The following is a 12,401-nucleotide window of genomic DNA, read 5'->3' on the forward strand; positions in this document are numbered from 1 at the left end:
TTTGGGCTTATAGTAATCGAAAGATTACTCGTCGTCACCTTTTTTACCGCCAGACTGGAATTTAGAAATGATGCCTTCAGCCACGTTACGTGGAGTTTCAGCATATTTAGCAAATTCCATAGAATATGTCGCACGACCTTGAGACATAGAACGCATTTGAGTCGCGTAACCAAACATCTCAGCAAGTGGAACTTCAGCACGAATTGCTTTAGTACCGCCAGGTAAGTCGTCCATACCCTGAACCATACCACGACGACGGTTTAAGTCACCCATGATATCGCCCATGTAGTCTTCTGGAGTTTCTACTTCAACTTTCATGATTGGTTCAAGCAAGATAGGATCTGCTTTCATGAAACCATCACGGAATGCGTAAGAACCTGCCATTTTGAACGATAATTCGTCAGAATCGACATCATGGTAAGAACCATCAAATAATGTCGCTTTGATACCCACAACAGGGTAACCAGCCAATACACCATTCTTCATACGTTCTTGAATACCTTTGTCAACCGCACCGAAGAATTCTTTAGGTACTACACCACCTACAACTTCTTCAGCGAATTGGTATTCTTTACCAGCTTCTTCAACATCCATAGGCTCTAAACGAACATATACATGACCGAATTTACCTTTACCACCTGTTTGACGTACGAATTTACCTTCTTGCTCAACACTCTTTTTGATTGTTTCGCGGTAAGCAACCATTGGTTTACCAATGTTCGCTTCAACGTTAAATTCACGCTTCATACGGTCAACAAGGATGTCAAGGTGAAGCTCACCCATACCCGCAATAATCGTTTGACCAGATTCTTCGTCTGTGCGTACACGGAACGATGGATCTTCTTTAGCCAAACGACCAAGAGCGATAGACATTTTTTCTTGGTCAGCCTTAGTTTTAGGCTCAACAGCAAGAGAAATTACTGGCTCTGGGAATTCCATACGCTCTAGTGTAATGATGTTTTTCTCATCACAAAGCGTATCACCAGTTGTTACGTCTTTAAGACCTACACATGCAGCGATGTCACCAGCGCGAATTTCTTCAACGTCTTGACGATCATTTGCGTGCATTTGTACGATACGGCCAATACGTTCACGTTTAGACTTAACTGGGTTATATACTGGGTCGCCTTGTTTAAGAACACCAGAATAAACACGTACGAAAGTCAAGTTACCTACGAACTTATCGTTCATGATTTTGAACGCTAATGCAGAGAACGGCGCTTCATCAGATGCTTCACGAATCGCTTTAGTTTCAGCTTTGTCGTCAAGAATACCTTCGATAGGCTTAACTTCTGTAGGCGATGGTAAGAATTCAATTACAGCATCCAACATACGTTGAACACCTTTGTTTTTGAATGCTGTACCACAAAGCATTGGTTGGATTTCGCCAGCCAAAGTTTGCGTACGAATACCTGCAACGATGTCTTCTTTAGAAAGATCACCTTCTTCTAGGTATTTGTCCATCAACTCTTCAGATGCTTCTGCAGCAGCTTCAACCATATTGGTGCGCCATTCTTCAGCAGATGCTTGAAGATCAGCAGGAATATCACCATATTCGAACTGCATACCTTGAGAAGCTTCATCCCAAATGATTGCTTTCATTTCGATCAGGTCAACAACACCTTGGAAATTTTCTTCAGCACCAATTGGAATCACTACAGGTACAGGATGAGCACCTAAACGAGTACGCATTTGTTCAACAACACGGAAGAAGTTTGCACCAGTACGGTCCATCTTGTTCACGAATGCTAAACGAGGCACTTTATATTTATTTGCTTGACGCCATACAGTTTCTGACTGAGGTTGAACACCACCTACAGCACAGTAAACCATGCACGCACCGTCAAGAACACGCATAGAACGTTCAACTTCGATTGTGAAGTCTACGTGTCCCGGTGTATCAATTACGTTGATACGGTGTTCAGGGAACTGCTTGCCCATACCAGACCAGAAACAAGTCGTAGCAGCTGAAGTGATTGTAATACCACGTTCTTGCTCTTGTTCCATCCAGTCCATTGTTGCTGCACCGTCATGTACTTCACCAATTTTGTGAGATACACCTGTGTAGAACAAAATACGTTCAGTAGTTGTAGTTTTACCGGCATCAATGTGCGCAGAAATACCAATGTTACGATAACGAGAAATTGGGGTTTGACGAGCCATGATTTCTTGCATTCCTAAATTTTGTTGTTTAAAACAGGACGCATCAATGAAGCATTGATGCGTACGGATACTCGATACGTAATGGGCAACTTAAATACCCGCAAATCCCCCACTTTGGTAGAGGGCGATGTTAAATCGTGCTGCAGTACGCATGAGTATTCTCCTGATTAGGGACTGTTTTAGCCGCTTAGAAGCGGTAGTGAGAGAAGGCTTTGTTAGCTTCAGCCATACGGTGCACATCTTCACGTTTTTTGATCGCTGCGCCTTTACCTTCAGCTGCATCAAGCAACTCACCAGCAAGACGTAACGCCATAGTTTTTTCAGAACGCTTAGCAGCAGCATCTACCAACCAACGCATAGCTAGGGCAGTACGACGGGATGGGCGTACTTCCATAGGTACCTGATAAGTAGCACCACCAACACGGCGTGCTTTTACTTCGACCATAGGACGAACTTTTTCAAGAGTAGTCTCGAAAAATTCAACTGGGTCTACTTTATTTTTTTCTTGAACGCGGTCTAAAGCACCGTAAACGATACTTTCAGCAATAGACTTTTTACCATCTTGCATTACGTGGTTCATGAATTTAGCGATTGTTTGGCTACTGAACTTAGGATCCGGAAGGATTTCACGAGCAGCGACTACGCGACGTCTTGGCATTTTAATCTACCTATAAATATGACACTTCAGGTTTATCCAGCATCAGCACAAAGTGTCGTGTGCTATTCGCTGGCCTTACTACACGTCGCTTGAATTTCACAAAATTAATGCAGAAATCAGACAAGCGAGACGATAAAGGATTGCGGCTCTATATTCTTAAGAAGCTAATCTTTAACAGATTATTTCTTAGGACGTTTAGTACCGTATTTTGAACGAGACTGGTTACGATCTTTAACACCAGCACAGTCCAAAGAACCACGAACGGTATGGTAACGTACACCTGGTAAGTCTTTAACACGACCACCACGGATAAGAACAACACTGTGCTCTTGTAGGTTATGGCCTTCACCACCGATATAGCTAGAAACTTCGAAACCTGAAGTTAAGCGAACACGGCAAACTTTACGCATTGCTGAGTTAGGTTTTTTAGGTGTAGTTGTATAAACACGTGTACAAACACCACGACGTTGTGGACAAGCCTTCAACGCAGGAACTTTTGATTTTTCAATCAAAGTTGTGCGACCCTTACGGATCAACTGATTTGTTGTTGCCATATGGCAATTCTCCCGTTAATAAAAAGCCTCAAAAAATTACCACTTTTTGAGGGCATGCAATTGTAAGCCAAGAAGTAAAAATGGTCAACATTCAACATGGTGTCAAATATTGACCATTTCAAGCTTTGGCTAAATCAATGATTCAACTTACTCAGGCTTACTTTCTGATTTTGTTTCAGTAGCTTCTTGCGTTTTTTCAGACGCTTTTACCGTATTTTCTGTAGCAGCTTTGGCTTTTACCGGGGTACGCTTTTTTGTTACAGTTTTTGCAGTTGTCGATGTTTTCGCCACATCAGTTGCTTTCGCTGTAGTGGTCTCCACTGCTGCGACTTTCTTTTGCGCGGTACGTCGAGGTTTTACGGGTGTCGCTTTGTCTTGCTGTTGAGTCGTATGTTTATCTTCAATGTGCGTTTCAGCCAGTTTTTGAATCCCCTGCTCAACTTTTTGCTCAGCATTGAGTTCATCAACAGTTTCACTGGTTTTTTCCTTCACTTCAACATGGGTAATTGCTTCATTTTCAACCTGAGGCTCGACTTTCTCTGCAAGCGTTTCTACTTTGCTGTCTTCTAAAAGCAACGGATGCGCGTCTGAGATCAATTGACTAAATTTTTCATAAGCATCTAATACATCAATTTTTTCATCAGCATGCTGTAGCAGATATTGCCTTGCGCCAGAAAATACGATTTGAGCTTTATCGGTTGCATCATCGACCAGTTTCCAGCTATATGCAGCACTGATGCCCATCGTGGCTAAGGGGGTGAGTCGTGTCAACAGACTAAAATGTGGAAGATTATTCATCCATGGCAACTTAAATGTACCATCCTCATTTGCCACCCATTTTTTTAACAGCTCTATATCATTGCTTGAACCTAATAGCTGTTGCAATTGGCTCACATTGTGGGTTTGCAACACCCCTGCAAAAGTTCGTATTGCCGCCATCAATGCGTGTTTTTCAGCAACAGTGCCTAGATCAATTTGTTTAAAAATGTATTCAACAACAGCATGATCTTTTGCATTCAACTCAAAACCATGCGCTCGCCCAGTGTGATAAACACTTCGGAGTGCCAAAGCCAGTGAACTAGGTACATCAAGAATTGCGCCTAAGCCGCCAAACGCGCCTGTCACTGTACCTTGAATTGCAGCAATAATTTTATTCTGATTCGCCAGCGCAGTACTGATCCGTTGTGAACGTTCAGGATCTTTAGCCAACTCTGCCAAGCTATTTGCACCCACTTCTTTTAGAACAGCATCTACAGAAGTCAGTTCTGAAACAAACTCATTGAGCTTATCAAAAATAAAATCAGACAATTTATCGTTTAAATCTGGTGAAATAAACGAAGCGACATTATTGATTTTTTTATAATGTTTCCCCAAAAGCTGCCCAGTTACATTGGGTAGATGTTCCCGTAGCATTTGTTGAGGATTTTCATATTGTTTACGTTCAAAAGCACTTTTTTCTTGAGCAGTACCTTGTACAACGGATTCATCTTTAGGACTGTGGCTCAATTTACTCACCGTACCAGGAGCAACATGATTGATCACACTTAAGCCTGTTTCGCTTAGCTTTTTGGCCACGCCAAAAGCATTTGAAATAAATCCGCCTGATTGTTTTTTATTAGAATTTGCCATGTGCACCCTCGTAACTGTGGTTTTTCAAACACTAAAGCTTGTATTAAATAGTTTCTCAATGCTTACATTAATGTACTGATTCTCGAATCAATACAATCACTATTTCACAAAATTTCAATACAGATCATCATACTATACAATTATAAACAATCTAACCCTAGTTCACTTGCAATTACAGCACTCAATTTACTTAAAAATACTTTTTATAACAAATAGATGTCACAATTTGTCGCGGACAACTTATGTACCAGTGGTCATCTCAGCCTTTGCCAGTTATGATAGATTCATTGGATAAAATATATATAGAATCATTATGAAGCAAAATTTTCAAAATCAAATTAAGCACAGTTCAGAACAAAAATATCAAGCGGAACTAGAACGCTTAAAAGAACAAGATCAACATAGAAAGCCAGCAGGTTGGCAACTTTCTGCTTACGCTGTTCGCTCATTTATCTTGGGTGATGCCAAACTGGATATTCAAAAAAAGTTTTATGGTGATGATGCCTTAGTTGACCGTGCCTTGGTGACATTGATGGGCAATCAGGGTTTGATGTTGGTGGGTGAACCAGGTACAGCAAAATCGATGCTTTCAGAGCTATTTAGTGCTGCCATTTCAGCCAACTCTCAGCTCACGATTCAAGGAACAGCAGGGACAACCGAAGACCATATTAAATATTCTTGGAACTACGCGCTCCTTTTGTCGGAAGGGCCAACAGATAAATCACTGATTCCCTCCCCGCTCTTCTATGCCATGAAAAATGGACAAATTGCCCGCTTTGAAGAAATCACCCGTTGCCCACCTGAAATTCAGGATGTGTTGGTGTCGTTACTGTCTGAGAAGCAAATGATGATCCCTGAAATGGGACAAGATTTTAGTTTGCAAGCTACACAAGGATTTAACATCATCGCAACAGCAAACTTGCGTGATCGTGGCGTACATGAAATGTCAGCAGCATTAAAGCGCCGCTTTAACTTTGAAACAGTAAAACCGATTCGTGACCAAAAATTTGAAATCGAACTGGTGGGATTACAACTTAAGAACCAGCTTGCTGATTTATACAGTGAAATCCAAGTTCGCCCAGAAATCATCGAACTCTTGGTGACCATTTTCAATGAACTCAGAACAGGACAAAGTCTGCAAGGCGCAACACTTAAAACGCCTGATGCTGTTATGTCTACTGCTGAAGCAGTCAATATTGCCCATGCGGCAGGTCTACAAGCCATTTATCTCAGTGATGGAAAATTAAAAGCAGAACACCTCGCACAACAATTGATTGGGGTTGTGTTTAAAGATAATCCAGATGACGCTAAACGCCTACGTTATTATCTGGATACTGTGGTGAAAGAGCGTGCACGTAAAGATGCCGACTGGAAAAGTTTCTATGACGCCAGCCGAGAGTTTTAATCATGCAGCTGTTGGATCGAAATATAGAGAGAGGTGAAATGCCTGAACGCTTAAAACAGGCATTTCAACTGAAACAGCAAATGGCGGAGCAAAACGTTTTTTTTGCGCCAATCCGCCATCATAGCCCCGCTTGTGCATACGCGTTAAAACAATATATCGATGAACTGAAGCCCACTCACATTTTAATCGAAGCACCAACAAGTTTTGAATTCTTAATTGAAAGCTTACAGAACCAAGCCACTCAGCCTCCTGTGGCTATATTTGCACAAGCACAACGCTCTTCAAATAAAACCTCACCCAAAAAAGGCGCTGCAAATAAAGAGAGTGCTGGTGAAGAACATGAAAGTGATGACGAGGTTCAACCAGAAATCTTTTCTGCCTACTTCCCTTTTTGTGAATACTCCCCTGAATGGGTCGCCATCCAACAGGCAAAACTCATTCAAGCAGACGTTAAATTTATTGACTTGGATTGGGCAAAACAAAGTGCCTTAAAAACGCAACAGTCCGATTTGGACTGGCAACAAAAAAGTTTGCTGTCTGAACGTTATTTTGCGCATAGCCAATATATCCAAAAACTTGCTGAAACCATGCATTGCCGAAATCACGATGAACTTTGGGATCATTTATTCGAGCTGCAAAATGTTGAACAACTGCAACATGCTCAAACTTTTTTTGATGATGTTTTTGCTTGGTGTTCATTGGCACGTCTGGATTATGAGCGTGAGGTACTCTTAAAAGATGCTTCATTACATCGTGAAGATGTGATGTGGAATTGCATCCAAAACAGTATTGATCCCAAGCATAAAATTTTGGTGATCACGGGTGGCTTTCATAGTCTTGCCTTAATTGAAAATCTAGCAGCCCCACAGCAAGCAGAACGTTTTATTGTCCAAGATCAAAAGCAAAACTGGCAAGAGCAAGCTTGGCTGATTCGCTATAGTTTCGATCGTTTAGATGCTTTAAATGGCTATGCTTCAGGTATGCCCTCACCTGCATATTATCAACAACATTGGCAAAATTTAAAATCTGCAAACAATCCAACGGTTGAACAAACGCAACTGCAATTTTTTCAATATTTAAATGAGTTATGCCATTTTTTAAACCAAGAAAATGCACTGGATGTAACGCCTTATATCGCGCTAAAAAATACCGCTGAACTTGCTTGGCAATTGGCTTGCCTTCGAGGGCATTATCAACCGAGCCGTTATGATTTACTCGATGCCTTACAATCAGCCTTAATCAAAGGGGAAATGGATGATGGACAACAGCATTTATTTACCCTGATTTTTCAGTTTTTAAGTGGGCAACAGCTTGGTAAGGTTGCTCAAAATCAGCACAGCCCTGCTTTATTACAAAATACCTATCAACAGATTAAAACCTATCGTTTTAATTTAAATGACACCATTTTACGCAATCGAAAACTCGATATTTATCGTAAACCTTTACATCAGAACATTAGCCAATATTTGCATTTACTGGAATTTGTCGGCTGTAATTTTGCCCAACGTATTTCAGGTCCAGATTTTGTACAGGGTGCCAGTCTGGATTTGTTGTTTGAGGAATGGCGTTATGCATGGACACCTAGTGTTGAAGCACGTTTGATTGAACTAGCAGAAATGGGCAATCAACTCGAACAAATTGCACTGCTTAAAATTATTAAACTACAGCAAGAAAATGAAGCAAAAGGTGTCGGGCAATCTGCCTTTGAAACTGCCAAATTGCTGGCTTTGGCGTGTCGCTTAGGATTAAAGCAACATTTAGAATTGCTTAGTCAACAACTCGATACTTTTTTAGAAAGCGATCAAAACCTTGCCTCGGTGATTGGCGCAGCACAGCAATTGTATTATTTGTGGCATGGTCACAAGCTGTTAAATTTACCCGAAAATATCGTGATACAAAGTTTAAGTTTTGCCGTCTATCAGGCCTGTTTTTTACTTGATCAAATTTACGATACCCATGAAGAAAAAATTGAACAAAATCTTAGCAACTTAAAAACCTTGCATGAGCTGATTTTAAATATCAAGCAACGAAATCTTTCACTACAGCATGCAGTTGTAAATGCACAAGATGTAGATTTACTGGAACTGATGTATAGCCAAATTGATCTGGCAAAAATTGATGAATTTCATCTTAGTTCACTCAAAGGTGCACTGCATACTTTGCAGTTTTTAGACCATCAAATTGAGCAAAATCAGCTTCAACAACAATTACAACTGGCTTTTGCAGTGGGAAGTGATCCTGAAGATGCTGTGCAATACTTACATGGCATGTTTTTTATTGCGCCTGAAATCTTTGTGCAATCCAAGGTTGCAATTGATGCACTTCACCAATTGGTCAGTCATTGGACGGAAGACACCTTTATTCGGATTTTACCTGATTTACGCTATATCTTTAGTCAACTCACCCCAAAGCAAAGCACTAAAGTATCGAAAATTATCGCAAAAACCACAGGACTTGGCGAGGATGTCATTCTCGATCAGGTACTCAGTCATATTGGGGAACAGGATGTATTCCAAGGCATACAACTTAGCCAGCAACTGCAAAAAATATTTGAATATGATCACTTAGATCGCTGGGCAAGCAATCGCTCAAAACGACTCAATCCAGAACAACAAGGAGTGAATAAATGAGCCAATTACCTCCTGAACCAAATCTTGATGAAAACTCAGATCCCCCTGTTGCTCTTGATGCAATGGATCAAGCACGCCGTTGGCGCTTAATGCTCGGTCGCTATGCCGACCAGAATTTATCAGCAGCGGCATTGTCAGGCGATCAACTGAAACTTGAGCGCAATCTCGATTATCTCTACCAAAATGAATATAAGCGTCGTGGCATCCAACAAGGGAAAAATCGCCATGGCGGTTTAGAAGCCTCGCAGCTTAACGCGATTAACTGGCTCAACCAAAGTCGAAAACTGTTCCCAAAATCGACCTTTGAACGTATGCAAAAACAAGCCATAGAACGCTATGAGTTAACTGAGTTATTTAAAAACCCAGAGCATGTAAGACAACTTGAACCCAACCCTGCGGTGGCTAAAGCTTTGCTGAGTATGCGTGGTCGTTTAAGCAATGAGATGAAAGATGCGATTCGAGAATTAATTCAAAAAGTCGTGGAAGAACTCTTACAAAAAATCCGCACACAATTTTTAAAAGCGCTACAAGGTCGTCGTAATCGTTTTAAGCGTTCACATCTTAAACAGGCACAAAACTTTGATTGGAAACGGACCATTCAAGCCAATCTCAAAAATTATCAGCCTGATTTACAAAAACTGATTATTCAAACCCCTTATTTTAATGCCCGTGTACAGAAACATTTGCCATGGGAAATTGTACTGTGTGTCGACCAAAGTGGCTCGATGATGGATTCGATCATGTATGCAGCAGTATGTGCCAGTATTTTGGCAGCTCTCCCTGCGGTCAATATGAGTCTGGTCCTGTTTGACACCCAAATTGTTGATTTAAGCCATTTGGCACATGACCCAGTTGAAGTCTTACTGACCATTCAACTCGGTGGCGGAACTAACATTGGTCAAGCTTTGCAATACTGTCAAAAGAAGATTAAACAACCCAATCGCAGTATTTTAGTCTTGATCAGTGACTTTGAAGAAGGTGCATCCGTTCAACAAATGCTCAACACCACCAGTCAACTCAATCAACAAGGCTGCAAACTGCTTGGGCTTGCGGCGCTGGATCAAGCAGCCAATCCTGTTTATGACATCAATATGGCACAAAAACTCCAAGAACGCGGTATGCAAATCGCAGCAATGACTCCTGAACATTTGGCGACATGGTTTGCAGAGGTGATGCAATGAGTTGGCATATTTATACCCAATACGATGAAGACAGCCTAACCATGCACAGTAATGCTGGTCTTCTACGTCGTGCCCGTAAATCCTTAGATGCTGTTGAACTATTACAACAAGAGCACGATCAACTGGTATTTAAAGTCGAAGAATGTGAAGTTAAACTGCCCCTTGAGGGCATCACCAAAGCACTGTGTAATTGTTCAGCACAAGGCTGTTGTAAACATATTCTCAGCAGTATTTTATGGGTTCAGGAACATGAAACACTACTTATTACCGCAAATAGTCCAAGTGAAAATAGCCCTAACAATAATCGAGAAAATGCAGTACCACTAACTCAACAGGAAACATCTCAACATACTGAGCCATCTGAGCAAGCCACAACATCAGCCCTTGAAACTGTTTTAGAATTTGATCCAAGCAAAATCCAAAAACAAGCAGGCAAAGCCAATATTCGTTTGGCCTATGAATTTGTACAAAATTGGTTGCTTCAACCTGAACCCTGTCAAATTGATATTCAAGAACATAAAATCACTTTTCAAACCGATTTAAGTCCCAATCCAGTTGTTCTCTACCCCGCAACGGGATTTGAAGGCATGTTGTCAGAAATTGCAGACAAACAAAAAGTTGCTGGGCATTTGGCATGTATTGCTTATTTAGTTCTGAAAAATGCCCCTGAAAAATGGCAATGGTCAATTGATACAACAGCGCAACATCATCATCCTACACAGCAACTTTCACCTGATGATCAGGTATTGATCCAAGAACTTAAACTCATTTGTCAAAACTTTATTCAGCAAGGTCTGTCACATCTGGCCAAAGAAATGGTCATGTCACTGCATATTTTAAATATGCAAGCACGCGCACAAAACTTACCACGTTTAGGGAGCTTATTGCGTGCCTTACATGGCTCAATGAAGCAGTTTTTGGAAGCAGATGTACAGGTTGATGAGCAGCAGATTTTTAATCAATTGGCACATTTGTATGCCTATTTGGCTGCACTGTCAGAAATCGAGCATTTAAATCCAGATGTTCAAGCCGAAGCATTGCGACAACTTCGTGGTGCTGTACAACGCGACTATCAACAAGAAAGCATAGCGCATCTAATCCCGCTTGGTTGTGAATGGTGGAATACAGAGAGTGGTGCACATGGTCTAACGGTATGCTTCTGGGATGTAAAAGAGCAACAACTTAAAGAAGTGACTCAGGCACGTGCCAATCATTTAGATCGTACCTTTGATATGCACAGTGCAGCCAATACTGGGATTTGGGGAAGTTCTCTCAGCTTTTTACTCCAACATCAACTTGAATTAACCCATGCAAAATCCAGTTCAGAGACACAACTCAGTGCCAGCACAGATACTCGTTTTTTACCAAAGGGCTTGTTGAATGCACTTAGCCAATCCGATTTAGAACAGATGAATATTGGCATTTCAACATGGCAATCTTTACAAGAAATGCTTGTTCCGCATTCAAGCCTAGAACAGCTTAAATCACGTTATGTACTGCTTCGCCATAAAAGTATCACAGCACCTGAACTCAACGAACTAGAGCAATATTTTGAATACCGTATTACTGACGATGAAAATAGAGCACTCAAACTGGTCATTCCAATAGAACCAGAATATCGTGCACGAATTAAACATCTCACCCAACTGATTCATAATGAAAAAATTATCGCAACGTTGGTGCGTATCGAAGCAACACAGCAACAGATTCAATTCATTCCATGTAGTGTGTTTTTAACAACGCCAAAAGGTTTAAAAATATTCAGTCTGGATTATGATCATCCTGTACAGAAGAAAAGTAGCTTGGTTGAGCTGATTACTGGTCGAATTGAAAAATTGCTCGAACAAAAAAAGCAATGGAAACATCAGCAACATTTATCTGCATTAGACCTTTTGATCTTGGAATCACAAGCCTTGTTTGAATTCTATGCAAATACAGGTCGTTCAAAATTGGATACAGATGATCTGGTTAAACTGGATGATTTTGCTGAAAAGTTTGCAGATTTGGGTTTAAGCTTTATTCAAAACTCACTTAAATCAGATTCCACACAGCACAATTTAGCCAGTCAGCTTTTAAAATGGCGACATGTTTTATTACAACTACAACGCCTAAATCATAGAATCGCTTTAGAAGGACAAGTTACGTCGTGATAAATTAAGCTCGCTATTTAAATTGATGATA

General features: G+C 40.9%; 8 protein-coding genes. 4 read left to right on the forward strand and 4 right to left on the reverse strand.

Annotation, left to right across the window (positions count from 1 at the left end):
• Positions 1-24: 24 nt before the first annotated feature.
• The 4 genes from fusA to AC07U8_RS16925 form a co-directional block, all read right to left on the reverse strand.
• Entirely contained in the window at positions 25-2,163 is a 2,139-nt protein-coding gene (gene fusA, locus AC07U8_RS16910) for an elongation factor G (protein WP_004723654.1), read from the reverse strand.
• Positions 2,164-2,350: 187 nt separating this feature from the next.
• The gene (gene rpsG, locus AC07U8_RS16915; protein WP_004655203.1) at positions 2,351-2,821 is read right to left on the reverse strand and encodes a 30S ribosomal protein S7; all 471 of its coding nucleotides are present in this window, start codon (positions 2,819-2,821) and stop codon (positions 2,351-2,353) included.
• 179 nt (positions 2,822-3,000) lie between these two features.
• Positions 3,001-3,375, reverse strand: a complete 375-nt coding sequence (gene rpsL / locus AC07U8_RS16920) for a 30S ribosomal protein S12 (RefSeq protein ID WP_004648013.1) — start codon at positions 3,373-3,375, stop codon at positions 3,001-3,003.
• Between the two features lie 147 nt (positions 3,376-3,522).
• Entirely contained in the window at positions 3,523-5,004 is a 1,482-nt protein-coding gene (locus tag AC07U8_RS16925) for an EcsC family protein (RefSeq protein WP_151801579.1), read from the reverse strand.
• Positions 5,005-5,317: 313 nt separating this feature from the next.
• Here AC07U8_RS16925 and AC07U8_RS16930 point away from each other — a divergent pair, with 313 nt between their 5' ends.
• Genes AC07U8_RS16930 through AC07U8_RS16945 form a run of 4 tightly spaced genes read left to right on the forward strand, consistent with a single transcriptional unit; the run spans position 5,318 to position 12,370 of the window.
• Positions 5,318-6,409 (forward strand): ATP-binding protein, encoded by a 1,092-nt coding sequence (locus AC07U8_RS16930; protein ID WP_096735012.1) that lies wholly within the window; start codon positions 5,318-5,320, stop codon positions 6,407-6,409.
• A 2-nt stretch (positions 6,410-6,411) separates the two neighbouring features.
• A complete protein-coding gene (locus AC07U8_RS16935; RefSeq protein ID WP_494738339.1) occupies positions 6,412-9,039 on the forward strand; it encodes a DUF5682 family protein in 2,628 nt (875 codons plus the stop codon).
• On the forward strand, positions 9,036-10,220 hold the full coding sequence (locus tag AC07U8_RS16940) for a VWA domain-containing protein (protein WP_209828697.1): 1,185 nt from the start codon (positions 9,036-9,038) through the stop codon (positions 10,218-10,220). The genes AC07U8_RS16935 and AC07U8_RS16940 overlap by 4 nt, the downstream gene beginning before the upstream one ends.
• Positions 10,217-12,370, forward strand: coding sequence for a hypothetical protein (locus AC07U8_RS16945; protein WP_315078027.1), 2,154 nt, complete (start codon positions 10,217-10,219; stop codon positions 12,368-12,370). The genes AC07U8_RS16940 and AC07U8_RS16945 overlap by 4 nt, the downstream gene beginning before the upstream one ends.
• Positions 12,371-12,401: the final 31 nt, after the last annotated feature.

Source organism: Acinetobacter sp. GW821-FHT01E09, from assembly GCF_059422385.1.